Below are 24,416 nucleotides of genomic sequence, written 5' to 3' on the forward strand. Positions count from 1 at the left end.
CTTATGTGAATGAAAATCGTTTCTATTACCAAAATACACGGCTCGGTTCGGGGGCCGAGACCGGACACCGAAAACGCCCCTGGTCCGTGACCAGGGGCGCCGGTGGACGCGTCTGAGGGTGGGGTCAGGAGCGCAGCGCGATCTCCCGGCGGGCCAGGGAACGCAGGTGGACTTCGTCGGGGCCGTCGAAGATCCGCATGGCCCGGGCCGAGGCGTACATCTGCGCCAGCGGGAAGTCGTCGCCGACCCCCGCCCCGCCGTGCACCTGGATGGCGCGGTCGATGGTCTGCACGGCGGCACGCGGTGCCGCCACCTTGATGGCCGCGATCTCGGTGCGCGCGGCCCGCGCGCCGTGGTTGTCGATCAGCCACGCCGTCTTCAGGACCAGCAGCCGGGCCTGCTCGATGGCCAGCCGCGACTCCGCGATCTGCTGCTGCACGACCCCCTGGCTCGCCAGCGGCCCGCCGAACGCCACTCGGGAGACGGCCCGGTCCACCATCAGCTCCAGCGCCCGTTCGGCCATGCCCAGGGCGCGCATGCAGTGGTGCACCCGCCCGGGGCCCAGCCGGGCCTGGGCGATCGTGAAACCGTCGCCCTCCCCGCCGATCAGGTTCGCCGCGGGGACCCGGACGTCGGTGAGGCGCAGCTCGCAGTGGCCCTCCTGGTCCTGGTAGCCGAACACCGCAAGGGTGCGCACGATCTCCAGGCCGGGGGCGTCGCGGGGGACCAGGATCATCGACTGCTGCCGGTGCGCCGCCCCCTCGGGGGCGGTCTTGCCCATGACGACGAACACCGCGCAACGGGGGTCCGCCGCTCCGCTGACCCACCATTTGCGGCCGTTCACCACGTAGTCGTCACCGTCGCGGGTGATGGAGGTGGCGACGTTGGTGGCGTCGGAGGAGGCCACCTCGGGCTCGGTCATGGCGAACGCCGACCGGATGCGGCCGTCCAGCAGCGGGGCCAGCCACCGTTCGCGCTGCTCGGGGGTGCCGAACATGTGCAGCACCTCCATGTTCCCGGTGTCGGGGGCCGAGCAGTTCAGCGCCTGGGGCGCCAGGTGGGATCGTCCGGTCACCTCGGCGAGAGGGGCGTAGTCGGTCACGCTCAGGCCGCCCACGTCGGGCAGGAAGAGGTTCCACAGTCCGCGCCTGCGGGCCTCGGCCTTGAGGTCCTCCATCACCGGGGGGAGGTCGTGGTTGTCGTGCCCGGCGGCCTGCCGCCACGCGTGGTAGACGGGTTCGGCCGGGTAGACGTGACCGTCCATGAACGCGTGGAGCTCGGCCAGGTACGCGCGGGCCGTGGAACTGAGGTCGAAGTCCATGCCCCCGATCATCTCATCAGACCGACCAGTCGGTACTTTGCTGGCGGGTCGGTCGGCCGCCCCGTTCCGGGCGTCCCCGCCCCCGAACCGGAACAGAATGGAGCGGAAGAGACGTCCGTCCCCGCCGGGCGCGGTGGACACCTGCAGGAGGCAATGGCAATGACGCAGATCTGTCGAGGCATCATCACCGATTGGGGCGGCGTGCTCACCAGCCCGCTGCCCGTGGCGATCGAGACGTGGTTGGAGACCGAGCGGATCGACCGCAGCGCCTACCTCACCGTCATGCGCGACTGGCTGCACGCCGCGTACGCCGGCGGTGAGCGCAACCTCGTCCACGCCCTGGAGCGCGGCGAGGTCGACACCGGTGAGTTCGAGCAGAGCCTCGCCGGGCAGTTGCGGCTCCTCGACGGCGGAGCGGTGCCCGCGGCCGGGCTGATCGAGCGGATGTTCGCCGGCTTCCTGCCCGTCGAGGAGATGTACACGGCACTGCGCGAGGCCCGTGCCCAGGGGGTGCGCACCTGCCTGCTCTCCAACTCCTGGGGCAACGGCTACCCGCAGGAGAGGTTCGCCGACACCTTCGACGCCGTCGTCATCTCCGGCGAGGTGGGGATGCGCAAACCCGAGCCGGAGATCTTCGCCCACGCCCTCGAACTCGTGGGACTGCCCCCCGAGGAGTGCGTGTTCATCGACGACATCGAGCACAACGTGACCGCCGCCCAGGAACTCGGCATGGTCGGGATCGTGCACACCGATCCGGAACTGACCCGCAAGCGGCTGGAAGAGGAGTGCGGGGTCGACCTGACGGCCCTGCTGTAGCGGTGGCCGGCACGCAGCGGGGTGGCGGCGCAGGCGCGGTGGCGGTGCACGCGCCGGCCCCGCTGTTTGGCAGACTCTAGAGCTGTCCGACCACGTCCGCCCGCCCCACCGAACTGACGAGTGACCCATGCGCATCTACCTGCCGAGCACGATCGGCGCCCTGGCCCGGGCCCTCGACGAAGGCGCCTTCCGGGGCGGCCCGCTGACCGCCTACGCCGTGACCCCCGCCCTGCGTGCACGCCACGGCGACGACGAGGAGGAGTTGGAGTACGCCGCGCTGAGCGCGGCGGCCGACGCCTCCCGGCGGCTGCTGGCCGCGGAGCCCGGCGAGCGTGCGCGTCGCGTCGTGATCGCCGCGGAGGTCCCCGAGGGTGTCGTCGGCCGGGGGGAGTCCGCCGACGAGCCGGCCCTGGTCCTGGTGGAGGCGGCGATTCCCCTCAAGCGCGTGGCGTCCGCCCACGTCGACGACGAGGCCGCCGCCGACGACGTGGCCGCCGGCCGCACGGAGGACCACGAGCTCATGTGGTACGCCACCCAGGAACTGCGCTACCTGGTCGACCGGTCCTGACCCCTGAGGGGCGTCCTCATAATCGAGGATGTCGCGCACGGGGCGCCCGCGATCCGCGCTCCCGCAGGGGCGGCGCGAGAAGCCGCACCGCCCCCGAAACGTTCCGTGCTCAGCGGGTCGCGTGCCCCGCGAGCAGGGAGCGGATCGCCGCCAGGTCGCGTTCGGCCGTGGGGCCGGCCTCCGCGCAGCGGCCGACCAGGGCGTGCCACTCCCGCACCGCCCCGTCGGCCCGTTCGCGCATCCGCGTGCGGTCGGCCGCCAGGGCCTGCGCGCGCTCGGCGGCCGTGCGCCGCCCTTTGACGAAGGCGAACGCGCCGGCCCCCGCGGCGGCCAGCGCCAGCACCAGGAACACCCAGAACGACCCCAGGAACACCCCTGTCGCCAGTAGGGCCACCGCCCCACCCGCGCACGCCAGCGCTCCGATCCGGCCGCTGTTGTCCGCCGGGTACCCCAGCGCCAACTGCGCGTCCACCGCGGCAAGGTCGCGCTCGTCGGCCCCGCGCGAAGTGATCACCACCTCGCTGCGGCGGTGGAGGAAACGCGCCTCGTCCGCGGGCTGCGCCGTCGCCCGCTCGGCCAACCGCGCCGCGCCCGCCTGGACCTGATCGGACAGCACCTCGACGGCGAAGGACCGGCGTCCGGGAGTGGTCTCGGCCCCGGTCGCGTCGGAGGTCAGCAGCTCCACGAGGTCCCCCGCGGGCTCGCTCCAGCCGGCCGTCTCGGCCTCGGAGGAGGCCGATCCGCTGCTCTCCACGACCCGGCGCAACTGCTCGACCCGGTGGATGAGGGGCGCTTCCTCGGGGCTGCCCTCCTCCACCAGCAGGCGCAGCGTCTCCACGGCGTAGGGGTCGGGATCCGCCGGGGACGCGGAAGCGGCCCCCTCCTCCAGCCAGGCGCGCAGCGCGCCCAGCCTGGCCGCGGCCTCCAGTTGGGCCTCCGCCGCCGCGGTGCCGGTCAGGCTCTCCTTGCTCCTGGCCCTGCGTCGGGGCCCGGCCCCGCCCTGGAACGTCTCCCACACGGTTGCGGCACTGCCGCTGTCGGGGTGCGCCCGGAAGGCGGCCCGCGCGCAGCCCAGCAGGTGGTCGCGTGCGCCCGCCCCCAACAGCCCGTCGGCGGCCAGCAGCCACAGCGCGCGCTCCTGGCGCGACACCCGGGCGGGCAGTTCCGGCATCAGGGTCGGCAGGATCCAGTCGGCGTGGACCTCGGCGCGGGCACGGTCCGGTTCCTGCCCGGCGGTCGCCGTCGCCAACAGGGCGAACACCCCGCTGCGGGCCGCGTCGAGCTGGGCAGCCTCGGCGAAGTGCCGCTGCGCACCGGAGACGTCTTCGGCCAGCGCCGCCCGCAATCCCTTCGCCGCGGGGGCCAGCCAGTAGCCGGGGACGTCGTCGAGGGGGAGGTGCCCCGGCCGGGGACCCTCCAGCATCCGGCGAACCTGGTGGCGCACCCGGGCCTGGTCGCCGAAGGGGAGTAGACCCGCACGCACGTCGCTGAGCTCGACGAAGGCGTCGAAACTCGCGGTGATCCGGTCCAGCCGCTGCTCCAGCGTGCCCCTGATCCGGCTCAGCTCCGAGCGCAGCCGCGAACTCTGCGCGTGCGCACTGGCCATGGCCTGGCCGACTTCTTCGTTCAGCCGTTCGATCTCGCGGTTCTGCCGGTAGTCGGTCCAGTCCACGTCGTCCCCCTCGTGTCGTGCCGCCTTCCGCGGGGCACTGCCGGTCGGGCATCAGTCAGGACTGACGGTCAAAAGGGGCCATGGGTTCCACCAAGTGCGGCAATATAGTCGGACAAAGGACGAACCCGCGTGCCCATTCGTGAAGGAGTCCACCATCAGCCGACTGGTGCTGTGGAACATCGACCTCACCCTCGTCGATGTCGCCCAGGTGACGCGCGCTGCCTATGCCGAGGCGTTCGAGAAGGTGACGGGGACACCGCTGGTGTACCTCGCCGCCACCGCCGGACGCACCGACTCCGAGATCTTCTTCGACTTCCTCGCCCGCAACGACGTCGACGACCCCGACGACAGTCTGCTTCCCCGCTACATCGAGGCGCTCGGCGACGCCTTCGCCTCACGCAGGGACCTGCTCGTTGCACGGGGGCGCATGATGCCCGGCGCCGACGCCGCCCTGGACGCGGTGCGGGCACTGCCCGACACCGTGCAGACGGTGGTGACCGGCACGATTATGCCCAACGCCCTGGCCAAACTGGCCGCGTTCGGCCTGGACCGGCGCCTCGACCTCAGCATCGGCGGGTTCGGCTCCGAGTACTACCCGAAGGCCAGCCTCATCCAGTTCACCCGCATGCGTGCGGCCGAGGCGCACGGCAGGCCCTTCCCCGAGGCCGCCACCGTCTACGTCACCGACGACGCCCGCGACGTGGAGGCGGCCCTGATCGGCCGCGCCCGTCCGGTCGCGGTGGCCAGCGGATCCTCCACCGAGTCGCAGCTCCGGGCGGCCGGTGCCCGCTACGTCCTCCAGGATCTCGGCGAACCCATGACCCTGGTCGCCGCGATCGAGGCGGCCACCGCCGACGCCGGCTGATCTTCCCCCACCTCACGGGACCGCCGGCAAGGCTGGACGCGCGGTCCCGACCCGACGTAATCTCGCCTTGCTCGGCGCGTCGATCCCACGAGGAGGGCCGTCTGGATACGGTCAGTGACATGCTCGTGAAACTTACTGGCGTTTATTGCCTATGGGCGCAAAATCCCGCCGTGCAACCCACTCTTAACAGGTGAAACACACTGTTGACTGAGCCACTCGCCGTGCCGTTCCACGAATCCCAGTAGCCTTGGACGCGTGCACAAGAGGACAACGAAGTCCTCTGACACGCATTGACTCGTGTGCGCGGGTAGCGGGTCGTTGGGCGATTGCAGAGCATCGCGCCCCCGGCCGCCAGTAGGCCCGCACAGTTCACATGATCCGACGTAACGGCCCCGCCCCGGGCGCCTATGTACCCCCGACGACTCACAAGGGAGTGAGATCGCAATGTCAGGGCAGTCTGACGCCGCAAAAGACCACATGCTGAGCGACGCGGTCACCCACTGGTCGGAGCTTTCCGACCAGGCGGCCGACCAGGAGCGCATCGACCACTTCCTGCGGCTCTACTACCGCCACGTGGCCGCCGAGGAACTCAAACAGCGCACCCCCGCCCAGATCTGCGGGCCTGCGCTCTGGCACCGGGAACTGGGCGAGCAACGGCCCCAGGGCCGCGCCAAGGTGCGCGTGCACACCCCCGACGCGAACTCCGCCGGCTGGGACATCGGGCACAGCATCGTCGAGATCGTCACCGACGACGCACCCTACCTCGTCAGCTCGGTGACGATGCAGCTCGCCGAACTCGGCATCCGCGTGCACCTGGTCATCCACCCGCAACTGCGGGTGGAACGCGACCTCATGGGCACCATCGTGGCCATCGACCCCGACGAGTTCACCCTGCGCCCCCTGGCGGAGTCGTGGATGCACATCGAGATCGACCGTCAGACCGACCCCACCCGGATCAAGGAAATCGAGAACGTCCTGGAGAACGTTCTCGCCGACGTGCGCTACGTCGACGAGGACGCCGCCAAGATGCGCCACAGCGCCATCGTGCTGGCCGACGAGGTCACCGGCTCCGCCGAGACCCTCGCCTCGGGCGGGGTGCCCTGGGCCGAGATCGGGGAGAGCGCCCAGTTCCTGCGCTGGGTCGCCGAGAAGCACTTCACCTTCATGGGCTACCGGGAGTACGACCTCGCCACCGGCGAGGACGGCGTCGAAGGACTGCGCCCCAAGCCCGGCACGGGCCTGGGCCTGCTGCGCATGGACGTCCAGAGCGGGCAGAGCTTCGCGCAGCTGCCCCCCGCCGGAGTCGCCAAGGCCCGTGAGCCCCACGTCCTGGTGCTCACCAAGGCCAACTCCAAGGCCACCGTCTACCGCCCCAAGTACCTCGACTACGTCGGCGTCAAGAAGTTCGACGCCCAGGGCAACGTCGTCGGCGAACGCCGCTTCCTCGGCCTGTTCACGCACGACGCCATGACCGGCCCCGTCTCGCAGATCCCGATCCTCCAGCGCAAGCAGCACGAGGTCCTCAAACTCGCCGGGTTCCACGCCGACAGCTACGACGGCAAGGAGGTCGCCGAGATCCTGGCGGGCTTCCCCCGTGAAGAGCTGTTCCAGATGGACGTGCCCGAGCTCTACGACATCGTGCTGGGCGTCCTGCGCCTGCGCGAGCGCCGCGGCACCAAGCTCTTCCTGCGCCGCGACTCCTACGGCCGGTACATGTCCTGCCTGGTCTACATGCCGCGCGACCGCTACAGCACGCAGGTGCGCCTGGACATCCAGAAGGTCCTGTCCGAGGCGTTCAAGGGCGCCACCATGGACCACAGCGTCATGATCGGCTCCGCGCCCCTGGCCCGCCTCTACCTCGTGGTGCGCGCCGAGCGGGGAAGCTCGCTCGCCGACGTCGACCACGCGGCGCTGGAGACCGAGGTCGTGCGCGCCACCCGCTCCTGGGACGACGACCTCGTCGACGAGCTCGCCGCCCGCTTCGGCACCGGGCGCGCCACGGACCTGCTCGCCGCCTACGGCGACAACCTGACCAACAGCTACAAGGTGGACGTCCTCCCGTCCACCGCCGTGGACGACCTCGACCACATCGACCGTCTCGGCGCCGACGACCTCTCCATCAAGCTCTACCGCACCGACGACGGCGGATCCGGGGCGTGGCGCTGCAAGGTCTACCGCACCGGCTCGCCCATCTCGCTGTCCAAGGCGCTGCCGCTCCTGGAGCACATGGGCCTGGAGATCGTCGACGAGTGGCCCTACGGCCTGGAGCGCCCCGACGCAACGGGCGTGCGCCGCGAGTGGGCCTGGATCTACGACTTCGGCCTGGCCGACCTCCCGGTGGACGAGAACACCACCGCCAAGGTCAAGGACCTCTTCGAAGAGGCGTTCGTCGCCCTGTGGGACGGCCGGGTCGAATCCGACCGGTTCAACGCCCTGGTCGTCCGGGGCGGCCTCACCTGGCGCCAGGTCACCATCCTGCGCGCCTACGCCAAGTACCTGCGCCAGACCGGAAGCACCTTCAGCCCGGCCTACCTCGCCGACGTGCTGGTCTCGCACACCCACATCGCCGGCTTGCTGGTCCGGCTGTTCGAGTCGCGGTTCGACCCGACCCTCGAAGTGGCGCGCATCGAGCGCACCGAGGGCATCTCCGAAGAGATCCGCAGCGAACTCGACCTGGTCGCCAGCCTCGACTCCGACCGCATCCTGCGCTCGTTCCTGGCCTCCATCGAGGCGACCCTGCGCACCAACTACTTCCAGGACGCCGCGACCGGCGGCAAGCCCTACCTGGTCTACAAGCTCGACCCGCAGCGCATCCCCGACCTCCCCGCCCCGCTGCCCAAGCTGGAGATGTTCGTCTACTCGCCCCGCGTCGAGGGCGTGCACCTGCGCTTCGGCTCGGTCGCGCGCGGCGGCCTGCGCTGGTCCGACCGCCCCGAGGACTTCCGTACCGAGGTCCTCGGACTGGTCAAGGCGCAGATGGTCAAGAACGCCGTCATCGTCCCCAACGGGGCCAAGGGCGGGTTCGTCTGCAAGCGCCTGCCCGCGGGCGGGGACCGCGACGCGGTGATGGCCGAGGTCGTGTCCTGCTACAAGCACTTCATCAGCGGGCTCCTCGACGTCACCGACAACCTGGTTGACGGCGAGGTCGCCCACCCCCAGGAGGTCGTGCGCTACGACGCCGACGACTCCTACCTCGTGGTCGCCGCGGACAAGGGCACCGCGACCTTCTCCGACATCGCCAACTCCATCGCCGCCGAACGCGGTTTCTGGCTCGGCGACGCCTTCGCGTCCGGCGGGTCGGTCGGCTACGACCACAAGGCCATGGGCATCACCGCGCGCGGCGCCTGGGAGTCGGTCAAGTACCACTTCCGGGAGACGGGCCTGGACGTCCAGACCACCGACTTCACCGTCGCGGGCATCGGCGACATGTCCGGTGACGTCTTCGGCAACGGCATGTTGCTGTCCCAGCACATCCGCCTCGTCGCGGCGTTCGACCACCGGCACATCTTCCTCGACCCCGCCCCCGACGCGGCCGCCGGTTTCGCCGAGCGCCAGAGGCTGTTCGCGCTCGACCGCAGCTCCTGGGCCGACTACGACACCTCGCTGATCTCTGCGGGAGGCGGAGTGCACCCGCGCACCGCCAAGTCCATCCCCGTGACCGCGCAGGTCCGCCAGGCGCTGGGCATCGACGAACGGGTGTCCTCGCTCACCCCGCACGAGCTCATCCAGTGCATCCTGCGCGCCCCGGTCGACCTGCTGTGGAACGGCGGCATCGGCACCTACGTCAAGGCGTCGACGGAATCCCACACCGCGGTGGGCGACAAGACCAACGATCCGGTGCGCGTCAACGCCTCCGACCTGCGCTGCGGAGTCGTCGGTGAAGGCGGCAACCTCGGACTGACCCAGATGGCCCGCATCGAGTTCGCCCTCGCCGGTGGCCGGGTCAACTCCGACTTCGTGGACAACTCCGCCGGGGTGGACACCTCCGACCACGAGGTGAACATCAAGATCATGCTCGACCGCGAGGTCCGTGCCGGCCGCCTGACCAAGGAGGACCGCGACAAGCTGTTCATCGGAATGACCGACGAGGTCGCCGATCTGGTGCTGTACAACAACTACCAGCAGAACACGGTCATCGCCGCGGCCCGCAAACAGACCACCAGCATGTTGCACGTGCACACCCGCTACCTGCGCAGGCTGGAACGCAGCGGCAAGCTCAAGCGCAAGCTGGAGTTCCTGCCCGACGACAAGACCATCGCGGCCCGGCGCTCCGCCGGACAGGGCCTCACCGGTCCGGAGTTCGGCACACTGATCGCCTACACCAAGATCACCATGGCCGAGGAGATCCTCGCCTCCGACCTCCCCGACGACCCGTTCCTGCGCGGCGCGCTCACCGAGTACTTCCCGACCGAGCTGCGCGAGCGGTTCGCCGAAGCCATGCCCCAGCACCCGCTGCACCGCGAGATCATCACCACCCAGGTGGTCAACGACCTGGTCAACCGGTGCGGATCGACCTTCGCGTTCCGCTTCAACGAGGAGACCGGGGCCGGGGCGGAGGACATCGCCCGCGCCTACCTGATGGTGCGCGAGGTCTTCGGGCTGCGCGACTTCTGGACCGCGGTCGAGGAACTGGGACACCGGGTCGACGTCGACACCCAGCTCGCCATGCTGCTGGAGTCGCGCAAGCTGGTCGAGCGCACGGCCCGCTGGCTCATGCGCAACCGGTCCTCGCTGCCCGACCTCGGCGCAGAGATCGCCCGGTTCGCCGAGGGGGTCAAGCTGATCGTCCCGCAGCTTCCCGCGATGCTCCAGGGCCGCGACCTCGCCGCCTTCGTCGAGCGGCGCGACTCCTTCATCGCCCGGGGCGTCCCGGAGGAGTTGGCGGAGCAGGTGGCCGGGATGGTGCCGGCCTACTCCACCTTCGACCTCGTCCGGGTCTCCACCGAGACGGACCGCCCCCTGCGGGAGGTCGCCGAGGTCTACTTCGACCTCGCCGACCAGCTCCAGTTGAGCCGGCTACGGGAGCGCATCATCGCGCTGCCCCGCGACGACCGGTGGAACACCATGGCACGCGGTGCGGTGCGCGACGACCTCTACGCCGCCCAGGCCGACATGTCCAGCACCATCCTGCGGTCCGGACACTCGGGGGAGACCCCCGACGAGTTGCGCGCCCACTGGACCGAGCAGAACCGCTCCTCGGTCAAGAGGGCGGGGGAGATCCTCTCCGAGATCTGGGAGGCCGAGCGTTTCGACCTCTCCACTCTCTCGGTGGCGGTCCGCTCCATCCGCTCGCTGGTCGCCGCCAGCAACTAGCCGCGCCCCTGAGGGCCACCGGGAGCTTCGGCGCCCGGTGGCCCTCGGCCCTGTCCGGGGAACCCGGCGTCCCGGAGGCCGTGCGGGCACGGCGCAGACCGTACGAGGGGTTCGGGCGAGGACACGGTGATTTGCTCGCAGACGCCGGGCTTGGTCTGATGAGGGCGTGGACGCCAAGAAGGACCGCCCGACCGTCGACGAGCTGCTGGCCAGGGTTGAGGACGCCTGGCGCGACCCCGCACGGCTGCGCGCACTGGTGCACGACGCGCTCGACGACGGTTTCGGCGCCGAGATCCTGCCCGCGGCGCGCCGGGTGCGCGAGATCGACCCAGACCTCGATCGCGGCGTCCTGCTCTACGCCCTGGCGCTGCGCGGCTGCGCCCGGCACGAGCAGGCCGAGAAGATCCTGATCGCCCACGTCAAGGCCCGGGGTGGGCGCGCCGACCTGTGGTTCGCCCTGGCCCCGTTGGCCTCCTGGCGTGGCAGCGTCAACGACGTCAACACCGCCCTGGACAATGCCCTGCTCCACGACCCCGACCACGCCGACGCGCTGACCTGGGGATGGAAGTTCCAGTCCCGACAGCACGAGGACGGGGGCGAGCACGCGGACCAGTGGCTGGCCGACCGCAGTGGGGCAGGCTGGCGGGCGGGCCTCATGCTCGGCGAGCGGGCGCTGCACCACGGCCGTACCGACGCCGCCCTGGAACTGTTCGAGCGATCCTGCGACCGGGCCCCCAGGAGAGCGGAGCCGCTCCTGCGCGCGGCCCGCGCCCTCGCGGGTGCCGGACTCGACGAGGAGTGCGCCCGGCTGGTCCTCGCGCACTGGAGCGGCTCGCGCGGCCCCTGGCCGCTGATCGAGCTGATCGAGGCGCAACTGCGGCTGGGGCGGATCGCCGATGCCGCGTTCGCTCTGGCCCGCCTCCGCGGTGTGCGTGACCTGGGAGACGCCGCCCCCGCGGCGGCCGAGGTGAGCCGTAGGGCCGAGGCCGCACGGCTCGCTGCGGGCCTGTAGGCGGGCAGCCGCCCCGTCACGCCCTAGACTTGGGGCGTGGCTGACCTAGACCCCGCAGAGCAGATCAAGGAACTCTCGTCCACGCTGGCGAGCGTCGAGTCCGTTTTGGACCTCGACGCCAAGCGGACCGAGATCGAGCAGCTTCGCGAGCAGGCGGGTGATCCCGAACTGTGGAGCGACCAGGAGAACGCGCAGAAGGTGACGCGTCGGCTGTCCTTCCTGGAATCCGAGATCACCAAGGTCGAAGGGATTCGACGGCGCCTTGAGGACATCGGGGTGCTCTTCGAGCTCGCCGCAGCCGAGGACGACGCCGACACGCTGACCGAGGCCCAGGGAGAGCTCGCGTCCCTGCGCAAGGACATCGGCGAGCTTGAGGTCCGCACGTTGCTGTCGGGCCCCTACGACGAGCGCGAGGCGCTGGTCAGCATCAACGCGCAGGCCGGGGGAGTGGACGCCGCCGACTGGACGCAGATGTTGCAGCGCATGTACCTGCGCTGGGCCGAGCGGCACGGCTACCCCACCGACGTCTACGAGACCTCCTACGCCGAAGAGGCGGGGATCAAGTCCACCACCTTCGCGGTGCGCGCGCCCTTCGCCTACGGCACGCTGCGCGGCGAGCACGGCACGCACCGGCTCGTGCGCATCTCGCCCTTCGACAACCAGAGCCGTCGCCAGACCTCCTTCGCCGGGGTGGACGTGGTGCCGGTCGTGGAGCAGAGCGACCACATCGACATCGACGAGACCGAACTGCGCATCGATGTCTACCGCTCTTCCGGACCCGGCGGCCAGGGGGTCAACACCACCGACTCCGCGGTGCGTATCACCCACTTGCCCACCGGCATTGTCGTGTCGTGCCAGAACGAGCGCTCCCAACTGCAGAACCGGGCGACCGCGATGTCGGTTCTGCAGGCCAAACTCCTTGAGCGCAAGCGCCAGGAGGAAAAGGCGGAGATCAACGAGTTGCGCGGCGACTCGGTGAGCAGCTGGGGGACCCAGATGCGCAACTATGTCCTCCAGCCGTACCAGAGCGTCAAGGACGTGCGCACCAACGTCGAGACGGGGAACACCGGAGCCATTCTCGACGGTGAGATCGATGAGTTCATCGATGCCGAGATCCGCTGGCTGCGCAGTCGGGAGCGCGACACCGACGCCTAGACCCCCTGCCCGGACGCGAAACGCGGTATTTTCACGTTTGGCCGTCTGTACTGGTCAGGCAGGGTGGATCCAGCTTGGGGCAAGGGGGCGAAATGCGTTTCCCGGAGATCACGGCACGATTAGGTATATGTGAACGTTATCACCGCTTGACAGTTCCGATATGCTCATGCCTGCCGGCTCATGTTACTGCTGAGTCGGCGGGGCCGTGGAGGCTGCGGGAACGCGTTATTCCCGGCAATGACCGGCAATGACCGACTCAGAGTCGTCAGAAGTTGCCGCGTGCGGATCTGGACATTCCGGGTTGCTTTCCCCCCTACACTGTCGATTGGCCCTGTGGCCGGTACTGCCTTGAGCGGATCCACCGCTTCGGGGCCCCAACCTTCGAGATCCTTGTGATGCGCCTGTGATTCACTTCGATAACGTCACCAAGGTCTACCCGACCCAGAAACGCCCTGCTCTCGATGGCGTTTCCATCGACGTCGACAAGGGAGAGTTCGTCTTCCTGGTCGGTCCGTCCGGATCGGGTAAGTCAACGTTTCTGCGGCTGGTCCTCAAAGAGGAGAAGCCGACCAAGGGCAGGGTCCACGTCGCCGGCAAGGACCTCGCCCGACTGTCCAACTGGAAGGTGCCGCACCTGCGGCGCCGTATCGGCTGCGTCTTCCAGGACTTCCGGCTGCTCCCGAACAAGAACGTGTTCGAGAACGTCGCCTTCGCCCTGGAGGTCATCGGCAAGCCCCGGCGCTTCATCCGCAAGGTGGTGCCCGAGGTCGTCGAACTGGTCGGCCTGGAAGGCAAGTCGACCCGCATGCCCGACGAACTGTCGGGTGGCGAGCAGCAGCGTGTGGCGATCGCCCGGGCGTTCGTGAACCGGCCGCAGATCCTGCTGGCCGACGAGCCCACCGGAAACATCGACCCCGCGACCTCGATCGGCATCATGAAGGTGCTCGACCGAATCAACCGGACCGGCACCACCGTCGTCATGGCAACGCACGATGCCGCGATCGTCGACTCGATGCGCAAGCGCGTCATCGAACTCGAGGACGGCGAGGTCGTGCGCGACCAGTCGCGCGGCGTCTACGGCCAGGCGTACTAGGTCCCGCTTTCTCGTGAACCTCGGGCTCATGGAGCCTGTGCAGCGACACTTACTGCCTAGCGGCTCTATCAATCCGTGCTGGTCGGCCAGCACGGTGCGGCCCCACAAGGATGGACCCTTAACACATCATGCGTGCACAGTTCGTACTTTCTGAGATCTGGATCGGCCTTCGACGCAACCTGACGATGACCATCGCGGTCATCATCACGGTGGCCATCTCGCTGGCCCTGTTCGGCGCGGGAATGCTGATCAACCAGCAAGTCTCGGAGATGCGCGGGTTCTGGAACGACCGGCTCTCCATCACGGTCTACCTGTGCACCGACACTTCGCAGAGCAACCACTGTGTCGAGAACGGGCCCGCCACCGACGAGGACCGGGCCGCCATCCAGGCCGACCTGGAAGGCATGACCCAGGTCTCCGAGGTCACCTATGTGACGCAGGCCGAGGCGTGGAAGGACTTCCAGGAGCGCTTCTCCAACCAGGACGCTCTGGTCGAGGCGGCCCAGGAGGGCGACATCCCGGACAACTTCCGGGTGAAGCTCGCCGATCCCGAACAGTACGACGCCGTGCAGAGCGCGGTGGAGAACCGGGCCGGGGTCGACAGCATCTCCAACGACCAGGACGTGCTCGACCAGTTCTTCGCGCTGCTGGATGGCCTCAAGTGGGCCGCCCTCACCGTCGCCCTGGTGCAGTTGGCCGCCGCGGCACTGCTGATCGGCAACACGATCCGACTGAGCGCCTACAGCCGCCGTCGCGAGACGGGCATCATGCGCCTGGTCGGTGCCTCCAACTTCTACATCCAGCTGCCGTTCCTGCTGGAGGGCGCCATTTCGGGCCTCATCGGCGGTATCTTCGCGGGAGGCTTCATCTTCGCGACGAAGTTCTTCCTCCTGGACAAGATCCAGACCTGGTTCCGCTTCGACGTCGAGCTGAGCATGGGCGCGGTCTTCTATGTCATCGGGATGTCGATCATCCTGGGTGTCTTGCTCTGTACGATCGCCTCCTTCCTGACGCTGCGGCGCTATCTGCGGGTCTAAAAGACGGCAGAAAGGATTGCCCAAGTGGCACGCGACAAAGGACGTAAGCCGATCGCGCAGAACCGGCGCGCCCGCCACGACTACCACATCGAGGACACCTACGAGGCGGGCATGGTGCTCACCGGCACCGAGGTCAAGTCGTTGCGCGCCGGCCGCGCCTCGTTGGTGGACGGCTTCGCCTATATCAAGGACGGCGAAGTCTGGTTGCACAACGTCCACATCCCCGAGTACACGATGGGGACGTGGACCAACCACATGACGCGCAGGCCGCGTAAGCTGCTTCTGCACCGCGAAGAGATCGCCAAGCTGATCGCCAAGACCCGCGAGTCGGGCCGCACCCTGGTTCCCCTGTCGTTGTACTTCAGCGACGGCAACGCCAAGGTCGAGATCGCTCTGGCGCGCGGTAAGCGCGAGTACGACAAACGCCACGACCTCGCTGACCGAGAAGCACAGCGCGACATCGAGCGCGCACTGCGCCGCCGGCGCTGAGTGAGTGTCCGGCGTGCGTCTCCCGCCCCCGGGGCTCGCCGGACATACACCGAAAGGAAGCCCAAGGGTGTCCCCCCGTCACATCCGCCGATTCCTGGCCGGGGCCATGAGCCTCGCCGCGGTCGCAGCGGTCACCGGCTGTGCGGCCGAGCCGAGCCCCGAAGTCGCCGTCCGCCACTTCCTGTTGGACTGGCAGGCCGGCGACTACGAGGCCGCAGCCCGCCAGACCGACGGCGACACCACCCAGGTCGCCCAGTCGCTCGAACAGGCGCACGACCAACTCGACCTTGCCGCGCTGCGGCTCAGCCTCGGCCCCATCGACCGCGACGGCGACGCCGCCACCGCGGCCTTCGGCGTCCAGGCCGACCTCGGCATCGGCGACCCGGTGTGGAACTACGAGGGCGCCATGCCGCTGTCGCGCACCGCCAGCGGTTGGGCGATCAACTGGTCCCCCTCGGTCATCCACCCCGAGCTGGGGGAGGGCGAACGCCTCGCCGTCACCTACGACGTCCCCGATCGCGGCCAGATCTACGACCGCGACGAACAGCCGCTGATCGGCGAAACCCGGGTGACCGCCTTCGGTGTGCGCCCGGCCAAGCTCTCCGACATGACCGAGGACGTCAACAGCCTCGCGGAACTGCTTGAGGAGGAGGCCGAGCCGCTGCTCAGCCGGGTCCGCTCCGCTCCCCCCGAGGAGTTCCAGCCACTGGTCCTGATGCGCACCGCGGACGTCGACTCCCGGCTGCTGGCCCAGGCCAAGCGGATCACCGGTGTCGAGACCGCCAACCTGCGCATGCCGCTCACCCCCAAGGGGGCCTCGGCGGTCATGGGCGAAGTGGCCGGGACAGCCGAGCACAAGGTCTCCAACCGGGTGTCGGGGCCTTACCAGGCAGGCGACACGATCGGTCTCAGCGGTCTGCAGAACAGTTACCAGGAGCGCCTGGCAGGTACCGCCACCACCCGGATCGTCACCCTCGACACCGCGGGCAACGAGACCGGCGTCCTCAGCACCTGGGACGGCACGGCCAGCGGTTCGCTGACGACGACCATCGACAGCGGGGTGCAGGCTGCGGCCGAGGAGTCCCTGGCCACGGTCACCACCAACGCCTACCTGGTGGCGGTGGACGCGCGCACCGGCGAGATCCTGGCCTCCGCCGCGCGGCCCAGCGGCACCTACAACGACGGCGGGTTCACCAAGGAGTACCTGCCCGGCGACGCCTTCACCATCGTCTCCACCGCCGCGATGCTCGAAGCGGGAACGGTGACCGGCGAGACCCAGGTCTCCTGCGAGCTGAGCACGAAGGTCGGCAACCTCACCTTCGACAACACGGCGGGCACCTCCCTGTGGGGGCCGCGCGACCTCACCACCGCCTTCGCCAACAACTGCACCACCGGTTTCGCCGGCCTGGCCGACAAGGCCGACAGCCAGGCCATGGCGGAAACCGCCGGGAACTTCGGCATCGGCAACCAGTGGCAGCTCTCGGTCCCCACGTTCAGCGGTGAGTTCACCCCGCCGGGCAACGCCGAAGAGACCGCCTCGGCGATCGTCGGAGCCCAGCAGGTCACGGTCAGTCCGCTCACGATGGCGCTGGTGGCCGGGGCAGTCGCCGACGGACGTTGGCACGCCCCCCGGCTCGTCCCCGAGGACCAGCGCGAAACCACCGAGCCCGGCCCCGAGCTTGCGCCCGCGGTCGTCGAACCGTTGCGCGAGATGATGCGCGCCTCGGTCGTGTCGGGGACCTCTTCGATCGCCAACGTGGGTATCGCCGCTCCGGTGCACGGCCAGCGGGGTGTGGCCCGGCAGGAGATCGACGGGGCCGACACGGCCGTCCAGTGGTTCGTGGGCTACCAGGGGCAGGTGGCGTTCGCGCTGGTGGTGGAGACCGACCCCGCCAACACGTACCACTTCGCGTTGAACTCGGCGCGGGCCTTCGTGCAGCTGCTGCCGTCCGGGTACGTCCAGGAGATCGGGGCCGAGGCCCAGGCCGACGGCGCGGAGGGTGTGCCCGGAGCCTGATTCGGTCGCCCGATACGGGATTGCGGTGAGGTGGTGGCGGGCTCCCAGGAGCCCGCCACCACTTCTGTTGTTGCGGTACGGACGGGGCCGTAGGGGGCGTTGGGCGGCCCCCCATGAATCACGTCCGGTTTTTTGTCCTGCTCGGGCAACCTTTTCGGTCCATCCTTGCGTCTTCCCTTATGACTGGCTCGTGATGGGGGTCACGGTTCCAGTCCCTGAGAAAGGCGTGGTCTCATCTCGGGAGAGCCTCGCCGTTTCGAGGCCGGCGTCGACCCTGCCGGCCGCCCTCGCGGGAAGCGTTGATGGATCTCGTCCGCGCCCGCGAGGGTCTTCTCCTGTCCGGGACCGACCCCGTTCGGCCCCGGACAGGAGATCCACCCGCCCACGGGAAGAAATCGTGTTGGCTCTTGCAGCGTTGTAGCTGTAGCGTTGAGGGAGTGGGGCCGTTTCGGCGGTCCCCGCGCCGGGTCCTTCGGGGCTCGTTGAAAATTTCACAGGGGGTGATCGGTTTCGACTTCGGTGAATGTTGTAGGGGAAGCGGGCCGAGGACCGCGAACGCAACCTCGTTAACACTGCGATCGCAAACCAACAAGTGCCAATTCCAAGCGCACTGAGTTCACTCTCGCTGCCTAAGCGATTGTGACTCTGTCGGCCTGAGGGCGTCTCCGCTTCAGGGTCCGGCATCGTTAGGAGACTCACCGGTCAGATCAGGCCACGGGGCCTGACCGGGACATTTTCGTGGCTGGGCCTGTCAGCGACTCGTCTGCGAGAGCGCTGGGGCCAAGTAGAACGTCAAGCAGACTGCGCCCGGAGAAGCCCTATCTCAGCACTGAAGGACGCGGGTTCGATTCCCGCCACCTCCACTCGACTCCGAGACGACCCGGTGAGTGCGTTCACGCACTCACCGGGTCGTCTCGTCGTTTCCTCTGGGGGGCGACCCCCAGACCCCCGATGTGTGACTTCGCCCCACGGGTTGTAGTTACGTCTTCCAGGGGCCACCCTGGACGCCTTACCGGAACCCTTGCCTGATCCGAGGGACTCCGGAAGGGCGTCGACTGAAGGCAGTACCTCGAAGCCCTCCCCGACCACGGGGAGGGCTTCGTTGCTGTTCTGAGCGGCGAGCGCTGTGATCGCTGCCGTCGTGCTCGTCCCTGGCGATGCCTGTGCGGGCGGCCTGGAGGGCGGGTAGCCCGTCGGAGGTCTCGCGCAGGTGTGACCGGTGATGGTGTCCTCTCCCACGTACGGGGAATGGGACAGTGCCCGGTCGGGCATCCGCCGCTGTGCCTCGTCGACCGCTCGTGCCAGACGGGCGCGCACGTCCCTGATGAACGCGGGAAGCGCACGGCGGCGTAGTGCGCTTCGACGACTTCCTCTGGTCGCTCGATGCCGGTATGCGGGGTATGGCATTCGCCACTCTGGGTGTCGGCGCAGAAGAAGTTCGGGTACATCGACGCCCTGGCCGTCCTGCCGAAGGGTGTGGACCTGGCCGGCGTGCTCCTCACCGCCCATGCCCTGCACACCCGCACCGACACCGCCGCGCACCTGGTCGACCGGCCTGCGCACCGACTGTGTGCTGACCGTCAAACGCAACCAGAAGAGGCTGTTCGACCAGGTCGAGCCACTGCCCTGGGCTTCAGGCCCCCGCGCTGGGCACCACCCGTGACCGCGGACGCGGACGCTTTGAGCCCCCCACCGTCACGGCCATCGACCGTGCAGGCGGACGCGGCCCGGATCGGCGCTTTGGCGCGGGGGCGTTGGGCGATCGAGGCCTGGCGTCTTGCCAAGGACGCGTCCTTGGGCGGGGACGCCTGCGAGGTCCGCTGCGGGCACACCTCGACAACCTGGCCGTGTTTGCGAGCTTTTTCCCTGGGAACCCTGGGACGGCTGGGCCGGGAAACCGTGCCCGACACGATCCCGTGGGTGTCGTATGAGGCATGTACCGCCGGCTGGACGTGATCGGTTTTCGCTGACCAGCACGAACACCACCACTCACCGAAAATAAAACCCTCCTCTGGTCCGAAGGACCTGAATATTCGCGACTTCGTGACGTGACTTCGCCGGCGTGACGCGACGTCGCAGTGCTCTACCACGGCCGGCATCCTGCCGAATCGACACAAAGGAAAAATCGTGGCTTTAGCCGAAGAAAAAGAATCCCATTTCGTGGAAGCGGCCCGAAGAGGTGGCCACCGGTGGTGGCGGTACCTGGTGGGGGTGGCTGTCACACTCTCTTTTTGGGCGATCGGCGTTTGGGCCGCCACCACGCTCATCGCGTCTGCCGTCGCCCGCCCGGGGGAAGAGGTCGGGTTTCCCTTAAGTCAAGGGGACCTCTCCGCGCTCGGCCCCGTGAGCGAATTCGTGGCGCTCATGCTGGGCATGGTGTTTTTTCTCATCGGGCTTCTCGTCGCGGTCGCCCTCATCCACCGCCGCCACCCCCGGACGCTCGTCACGGCGAGGGAGAAAATCAGCTGGCGTCGCATTGTCCACGGCTTCGTGGCGATGTTCGTTCCGTGGTCCCTGATACTCGTGCTCGGGCAGTACCTCCTCTATCCCGAGAGCTTCGCCTTCACCCCCGACCTCGCAACGTTCGCGATCTTCGTGCCCTTGGCGCTGGTGCTCATCGGAATTCAGACCACCACCGAGGAACTGTTCTGCCGCGGCTACCTGGTGCAGGCCACCAGTCTCATCTGGGCCAACCGCGTCTTCTTGGCGCTCGTGCCGGCCACGATATTCGCCCTGCTGCACCTCGGAAACCCGGAGGCGGAAGCAGGTGGTTGGCTCACGATGGTCTTCTTCTATTTCCTGGGCCCGGGCCTGGTATGGACGGTCGTCTCGTTGGTGGAAGGGACCACTGAGCTCGCCATCGGCGCACACTTCGCCTTCAACGTCGTCTACTTTGTCGTGGTCAACCCGGCAGGGGCCGCCATAACCACACCGGCCCTCTTCACGGTCAGCGAGTACCACGCGACTTTCTACGCGCTCTCGGCGGTTGCGGTGATCCCGCTGTTCCTGGCGATCTCCTATCTGGTGTTCAAGAGAGAGCCTCGCCGTACCGGTTCCCTGAACAGCGGGAACGGTCTGATCCATCCGATCGGTTCCTGACCCTTCCGGTAGTCCGCCCCGGCGGCGATGAACGCTGACAGGCCGACGTCGTCGCCACGGACGCGGGCAGCGCTGCGCCGTTGCGCTGCTTGGAAGAGCCCGACGAGTGTCGCGTAGCCGAGGGCCTCGCCGGCGCGGGCCACCAAGACTTGGTGGCCCGCGCCGGCGAGGCCGGCCGTCAGCCCGGTCAGGTGGCTGACGCACTCATCCACGGGCAGGACGGGCGCCTTCGGCCGGCGCACCGACGGGATCCGGCCGGTGAGCGGAGGATCATCGCGTCAGCCCCGGCGTGGCGAGTCCACGCCCAGGCGGCCGTGCGGGATCCAGACGGAGCCATCGGGAGCCGGTGTTCTTGCGGTGGGTGCGGATGGCCGGGTTCACGGTCCGACATGAGGGCAGCGCGGCACGGTCGGACGGCGTATGGGCCTCTGGTGGCGCAGGTTGTCTTGGTCGTCAACCCGTCCACCATGGGATTCTTTCTGCCATAGGAGGTTTCGGGCAGTCGGTGCGAGCCTGTGGCCGGTACGCTCAGGAAAAAAGGCTCACTCAGGACGGGGTTGAAGCCCGGGAGGGTGAATTCCAAAGGATACCGGTGTGGTTCTGGTACTGGAGAAATCCGTGAAGGGATCTCCTCCCGAATGGCGTCGCATTTGCTGGAGCTGCCATCTCTCGGCGCGCCGGGTGGTGTCACTGGCTAGGCGCACAGCAGCGTCGGAATGAAATCTCTTATCGAAGCGGCACATCAATCCTTGCGCGTTGCCGGCCCTGCGTCAATCGACCTTCTCGGCCTCCTTGGAGATCATGAGAACGAGAGTGCGGGGAGTGGAGTCAAGGTGCCTTTGATGATTCCTGCTCAGAGGCAGATGATTGACGTCCAGGATGTGTGTCCCTGATTTCTGGGATGCTTCGTTCCTCTTTTTTCACACCGCACCCAAGCAGCCGGTTCCCCACCTCTTGCCATCCGCGCCGAAGCGCCGCCCGGTCTTGGCGAGCGGCCGGTCTTCGCCGGGCCTGTCGTGGGACGTGGCCTCGCCACCTTGAGGGAGTACCGAGGGACGGAAGTTCCCGGGGCAAGGCCTCAGGCGTCGTCCTCCCCACGGTCGAAGCGCTCGCGTGCCCGTTCGATCTCGGGCGTGTGTGCCGAGACCCAGTCGAGCAGCACGTCCACCGGATGCCGGAGCGTCTTGCCGAGCGGGGTGATCCGGTACTCGACGGCAACCGGGCGGGAGTGGACCACCAGGCGATGGACGATGCCGTTGCGTTCGAGGCGGCGCAGGGTCGCGGTGAGCGACTTCTGCGTCACGGAGGGGATCGCGCGGCGCAGCTCGTTGAAACGAGAAGGGCGCTCGCAGAGCACGTCGAGCACCGCCAGCGACCACTTGTCGAGGACCTGGTCGAGGAGTTCGCGGTGCGGTGCGGTGATGTCGAGGCCGCTGTGGGCCGCCTGTCCGGTATCCGTCATGACACCTAGTCTCGTTGAAGTTTCCTTCAGATACCAGGTATCAAGATTGGACCTATTGGACACCAGTTGCGAGGACAGCGAAATGACCGTTCGGCGTTTCACCCCCGAGGGCATGATGCAGCCCACTCCCTACCACCACGTCGCCGTCGGCACCGGTACGCGCCACGTGCACGTCAGCGGACAGATCGCCCGCCTTGCCGACTCGACGCCGGTGGCCCCGGGGGACCTCGCCGGCCAGGTCGCCCAAGCGCTGCGCGCCACCGCGACGGGGCTCGCCGGGGCGGGGGCCACGTTCGCCGACGTCCTGCGTCTGACCTTCTATGTCACGGAGTGGGAGCCCGAAAGGATCGGCGCGTTCATGGCCGGGGTCGAGTCGGTCGCAGAGGAGATCGGCCTCCCGCAACCGCTTCCGCCGTCGTCGCTCATCGGCGTGGACTACCTCTTCGAGCCCGACGTGCTCGTCGAGGTCGAGGCGACGGCCCTCCTCGACTGACGGTCGTTTTTCGGGTCGCAGAGGACGCTGCTCTGTGCGGTACCTGCCCGGGATTTTCTGTGCCCGGCGGGAGAGGCCGGGACCGGCAGCGCCGTCAGCCGCCGACGGGGCCCCGGGAGTCACGAGCCAGTCCATCGGTCCGGTCGATCCTGGTGCCGGCAGGGATCGCGGGAGGCCGGCGGGCCGCCGTGCGCGACCGTTCGGGCGGTGCCCCGGCCCAGGTGCGAGCCGTGGCGCAGGCGCGGTGCCGTCCGTCGTCGGAGGGGGAGAGCAGGGAGCCGGGCGCCGCGGTGAGAGCACGGCCTGCTCGTCGGCATCGGACCCGGTCGTCGGGTACCGATGAAGGACTACGGCCCCGCCTACGCTGCGCCGACGCTCCTCGGCGGGGCGTCCATCGTGGCCGCGCGATCACTGCGCGGCCCACGAGCGGCGTCGGAACCGCGTCAGGCCGGGGTCGCGCCGACGAGCCACGCGGTTCGCCGGGCAGCCAGCGGAAGGCTGTCGCTGCTGCCGAGACAGACTCCGAAGGTGGTCAAAAAGGCGTAGTCGTAGGAACGGCGCTCGCAGCTCACGTCCTCGATGGCGTACTCCGACTTGGGGTTGCTCACCCGCAGGAACGGCACGCCGTCCTCGACGACCCGGGCCCATACGCCGTAGGGGGCCAGCTCCGAAGCGAGCTTGGCCAGGTACGTGCGTTCGGTCGAACGGGTCAGGGCCGGCAAGGCCGCTGCGGTTCGAGGGTGTCTTGGATAGACCATGGCGGTGTCCTCAATACGTGCGATTCGGTGTCCCTTAATCCCTCTTCATTGTTGCTCTGGGTTGCCGATAGATCGCGCACCGCCACGGCGACACGCCGGTGTGTCCGGCGCCGCCGGTCCGGTGCGTGCTGATTGTGTCGGTCCGGGGCCTATCTCCTCATGCCGGGGCAGCCGTTGGGATCAGCGCAGCGCCGCCAGCGCTTGGTCCACGTCCTCGTCGGTCGTGTAGACGTGGAAGGCCAGCCGGACCAGCCCGGCCCGCTCCGAGACCCACACCCCGGCCGCGCGCAGCCGCCCGCCGGCATCGGGTCGGTCCACGGAGACGATGGCGGAGTTGCCCGGGGCCAGGCCCACCCCGGCCCGGAAGCGGTTGGCCAGCGCCACGTTGTGCGCGTTGACCGTGGGGACACCGACGTCCAGGAGCGTCGCGATCGACGCGGCGGCGCCCACCGACGCGAACCACGAAGGGGAGATGTCGAAACGCGAAGCGGTTCGCGACAGCCGCATCTCGTCCGCGTAGAAGGACCCCATGATGTCGGCCGCGGCACTCGGACCCGCGGCGACAGGACGCATGCGCTCGCGCAGCCGGGGCGAGAAGTACCCGAACGCGATGCCGCGCGGAGCCATCAGCCACTTGTAGCAGGAGCACACCAGCGCGTCGAAGCGGGTCGCGTCCACCGGGAGCCAGCCCGCACCCTGGGTGGCGTCCACACACACCAGTGCGTCGTGGCTGCGGGCGGCGGCGTGGATCTCCTCGACCGGTGCGACCTCCCCGGTCGCCGAGTGGACGAGGCTGAAGGTGACCAGCCAGGTGTCGTCGTCGATGGCGTCGGCCAGCGCGTGCATCGGCACGTTCTCCAGCCGTACACCCCGGTCGCCGTGCACCGCCCAGGGATAGAGGTTGGAGGTGTACTCGCCCTCGGGCGCGAGCACCCGTGCGCCGTCCGGGACGGCGAGACCGGCGGGCCCCAGCAGCTGCGAGGTCGACGCGCCGTGCACCACGTCCTCGGGCGCCGCTCCGACCAGCGCTGCGAAGCGGTCCCGAGCCAGTACAGAGGCGTCGCCCCAGTCCTCCGGCCCGTGCAGGCCGTGTCGCCACACCCCGACCGCCTCGCTGAGCGCCTGGTGGGCGTCGCGGGGCGGTATCCCGTACTGCGCGGTGTTCAGCCACACCGTCTTGACGTCCCACAACCGCTGCGCCGTCTCGATGTCCATGCCCGCCAGGTTCTCACCCGGGCAGGAGCGA

At 68.8% G+C, this 24,416-nt stretch carries 18 protein-coding genes and 1 other RNA gene; 14 read left to right on the top strand and 5 right to left on the bottom strand.

Going from position 1 to position 24,416, the window contains the following annotated elements:
• Nucleotides 1-124: 124 nt before the first annotated feature.
• Nucleotides 125-1,321, bottom strand: coding sequence for an acyl-CoA dehydrogenase family protein (locus QSJ59_RS19915; protein ID WP_285761227.1), 1,197 nt, complete (start codon nucleotides 1,319-1,321; stop codon nucleotides 125-127).
• Nucleotides 1,322-1,480: 159 nt separating this feature from the next.
• Between QSJ59_RS19915 and QSJ59_RS19920 the strand changes: the two genes are divergently transcribed.
• The gene (locus QSJ59_RS19920) at nucleotides 1,481-2,137 is read left to right on the top strand and encodes an HAD family hydrolase (protein WP_285761277.1); all 657 of its coding nucleotides are present in this window, start codon (nucleotides 1,481-1,483) and stop codon (nucleotides 2,135-2,137) included.
• 127 nt (nucleotides 2,138-2,264) lie between these two features.
• Nucleotides 2,265-2,705: a DUF6912 family protein gene (locus QSJ59_RS19925; RefSeq protein WP_285761228.1), complete on the top strand. Its 441-nt coding sequence runs from the start codon at nucleotides 2,265-2,267 to the stop codon at nucleotides 2,703-2,705.
• Between the two features lie 109 nt (nucleotides 2,706-2,814).
• On the opposite strand, the gene QSJ59_RS19930 is transcribed toward QSJ59_RS19925, so the two are convergent.
• Nucleotides 2,815-4,377, bottom strand: coding sequence for a hypothetical protein (locus QSJ59_RS19930; RefSeq protein WP_285761229.1), 1,563 nt, complete (start codon nucleotides 4,375-4,377; stop codon nucleotides 2,815-2,817).
• Between the two features lie 139 nt (nucleotides 4,378-4,516).
• Here QSJ59_RS19930 and QSJ59_RS19935 point away from each other — a divergent pair, with 139 nt between their 5' ends.
• The 11 genes from QSJ59_RS19935 (at nucleotide 4,517) to QSJ59_RS19985 (ending at nucleotide 20,457) form a co-directional block, all read left to right on the top strand.
• A complete protein-coding gene (locus QSJ59_RS19935) occupies nucleotides 4,517-5,242 on the top strand; it encodes an HAD family hydrolase (protein WP_285761230.1) in 726 nt (241 codons plus the stop codon).
• Between the two features lie 444 nt (nucleotides 5,243-5,686).
• The gene (locus tag QSJ59_RS19940) at nucleotides 5,687-10,555 is read left to right on the top strand and encodes an NAD-glutamate dehydrogenase (RefSeq protein ID WP_285761231.1); all 4,869 of its coding nucleotides are present in this window, start codon (nucleotides 5,687-5,689) and stop codon (nucleotides 10,553-10,555) included.
• Between the two features lie 166 nt (nucleotides 10,556-10,721).
• Nucleotides 10,722-11,567, top strand: a complete 846-nt coding sequence (locus QSJ59_RS19945; RefSeq protein ID WP_285761232.1) for a hypothetical protein — start codon at nucleotides 10,722-10,724, stop codon at nucleotides 11,565-11,567.
• 36 nt (nucleotides 11,568-11,603) lie between these two features.
• Entirely contained in the window at nucleotides 11,604-12,722 is a 1,119-nt protein-coding gene (gene prfB, locus QSJ59_RS19950) for a peptide chain release factor 2 (protein WP_285761233.1), read from the top strand.
• Nucleotides 12,723-13,125: 403 nt separating this feature from the next.
• Nucleotides 13,126-13,815: a cell division ATP-binding protein FtsE gene (gene ftsE, locus QSJ59_RS19955; RefSeq protein WP_285761234.1), complete on the top strand. Its 690-nt coding sequence runs from the start codon at nucleotides 13,126-13,128 to the stop codon at nucleotides 13,813-13,815.
• A 128-nt stretch (nucleotides 13,816-13,943) separates the two neighbouring features.
• Nucleotides 13,944-14,852 carry a permease-like cell division protein FtsX gene (gene ftsX, locus QSJ59_RS19960; RefSeq protein ID WP_285761235.1) on the top strand — a complete coding sequence of 303 codons (909 nt, stop codon included), beginning with the start codon at nucleotides 13,944-13,946 and terminating at the stop codon, nucleotides 14,850-14,852.
• Between the two features lie 24 nt (nucleotides 14,853-14,876).
• Nucleotides 14,877-15,341, top strand: a complete 465-nt coding sequence (gene smpB, locus QSJ59_RS19965; protein WP_285761236.1) for an SsrA-binding protein SmpB — start codon at nucleotides 14,877-14,879, stop codon at nucleotides 15,339-15,341.
• 67 nt (nucleotides 15,342-15,408) lie between these two features.
• The gene (locus QSJ59_RS19970; protein WP_285761237.1) at nucleotides 15,409-17,358 is read left to right on the top strand and encodes a penicillin-binding transpeptidase domain-containing protein; all 1,950 of its coding nucleotides are present in this window, start codon (nucleotides 15,409-15,411) and stop codon (nucleotides 17,356-17,358) included.
• Between the two features lie 496 nt (nucleotides 17,359-17,854).
• Nucleotides 17,855-18,224, top strand: a transfer-messenger RNA (tmRNA) gene (ssrA, locus tag QSJ59_RS19975).
• A gap of 641 nt (nucleotides 18,225-18,865) precedes the next feature.
• On the top strand, nucleotides 18,866-19,021 hold the full coding sequence (locus QSJ59_RS19980) for a hypothetical protein (RefSeq protein WP_285761238.1): 156 nt from the start codon (nucleotides 18,866-18,868) through the stop codon (nucleotides 19,019-19,021).
• Nucleotides 19,022-19,701: 680 nt separating this feature from the next.
• A complete protein-coding gene (locus tag QSJ59_RS19985) occupies nucleotides 19,702-20,457 on the top strand; it encodes a CPBP family intramembrane glutamic endopeptidase (RefSeq protein WP_285761239.1) in 756 nt (251 codons plus the stop codon).
• Between the two features lie 1,078 nt (nucleotides 20,458-21,535).
• On the opposite strand, the gene QSJ59_RS19990 is transcribed toward QSJ59_RS19985, so the two are convergent.
• Nucleotides 21,536-21,919, bottom strand: coding sequence for a winged helix-turn-helix transcriptional regulator (locus QSJ59_RS19990; protein ID WP_285761240.1), 384 nt, complete (start codon nucleotides 21,917-21,919; stop codon nucleotides 21,536-21,538).
• Between the two features lie 82 nt (nucleotides 21,920-22,001).
• Here QSJ59_RS19990 and QSJ59_RS19995 point away from each other — a divergent pair, with 82 nt between their 5' ends.
• Nucleotides 22,002-22,412 carry a RidA family protein gene (locus tag QSJ59_RS19995; RefSeq protein WP_285761241.1) on the top strand — a complete coding sequence of 137 codons (411 nt, stop codon included), beginning with the start codon at nucleotides 22,002-22,004 and terminating at the stop codon, nucleotides 22,410-22,412.
• 443 nt (nucleotides 22,413-22,855) lie between these two features.
• Here the strand turns inward: QSJ59_RS19995 and QSJ59_RS20000 are convergent, their stop codons facing one another.
• The gene (locus QSJ59_RS20000; protein WP_285761242.1) at nucleotides 22,856-23,170 is read right to left on the bottom strand and encodes a hypothetical protein; all 315 of its coding nucleotides are present in this window, start codon (nucleotides 23,168-23,170) and stop codon (nucleotides 22,856-22,858) included.
• 180 nt (nucleotides 23,171-23,350) lie between these two features.
• The gene (locus tag QSJ59_RS20005) at nucleotides 23,351-24,385 is read right to left on the bottom strand and encodes an aminotransferase class V-fold PLP-dependent enzyme (protein WP_285761243.1); all 1,035 of its coding nucleotides are present in this window, start codon (nucleotides 24,383-24,385) and stop codon (nucleotides 23,351-23,353) included.
• Nucleotides 24,386-24,416 lie beyond the last annotated feature (31 nt).

This window comes from Nocardiopsis ansamitocini, assembly GCF_030268225.1.
Classification (GTDB): Bacteria; Actinomycetota; Actinomycetes; order Streptosporangiales; family Streptosporangiaceae; genus Nocardiopsis_D; species Nocardiopsis_D ansamitocini.

What these genes read in the sequence shown, in the direction of transcription:
- ftsX (WP_285761235.1), top strand. Translation starts at nt 13,944, where the DNA reads ATGCGTGCACAGTTCGTACTTTCTGAGATCTGGATCGGCCTTCGACGC.
- QSJ59_RS19990 (WP_285761240.1), bottom strand. Translation starts at nt 21,919, where the DNA reads ATGACGGATACCGGACAGGCGGCCCACAGCGGCCTCGACATCACCGCA.
- QSJ59_RS19920 (WP_285761277.1), top strand. Translation starts at nt 1,481, where the DNA reads ATGACGCAGATCTGTCGAGGCATCATCACCGATTGGGGCGGCGTGCTC.
- QSJ59_RS19980 (WP_285761238.1), top strand. Translation starts at nt 18,866, where the DNA reads ATGCCCTGCACACCCGCACCGACACCGCCGCGCACCTGGTCGACCGGC.
- QSJ59_RS19915 (WP_285761227.1), bottom strand. Translation starts at nt 1,321, where the DNA reads ATGGACTTCGACCTCAGTTCCACGGCCCGCGCGTACCTGGCCGAGCTC.
- QSJ59_RS19995 (WP_285761241.1), top strand. Translation starts at nt 22,002, where the DNA reads ATGACCGTTCGGCGTTTCACCCCCGAGGGCATGATGCAGCCCACTCCC.
- QSJ59_RS19940 (WP_285761231.1), top strand. Translation starts at nt 5,687, where the DNA reads ATGTCAGGGCAGTCTGACGCCGCAAAAGACCACATGCTGAGCGACGCG.
- QSJ59_RS19925 (WP_285761228.1), top strand. Translation starts at nt 2,265, where the DNA reads ATGCGCATCTACCTGCCGAGCACGATCGGCGCCCTGGCCCGGGCCCTC.
- QSJ59_RS20000 (WP_285761242.1), bottom strand. Translation starts at nt 23,170, where the DNA reads ATGGTCTATCCAAGACACCCTCGAACCGCAGCGGCCTTGCCGGCCCTG.
- QSJ59_RS20005 (WP_285761243.1), bottom strand. Translation starts at nt 24,385, where the DNA reads ATGGACATCGAGACGGCGCAGCGGTTGTGGGACGTCAAGACGGTGTGG.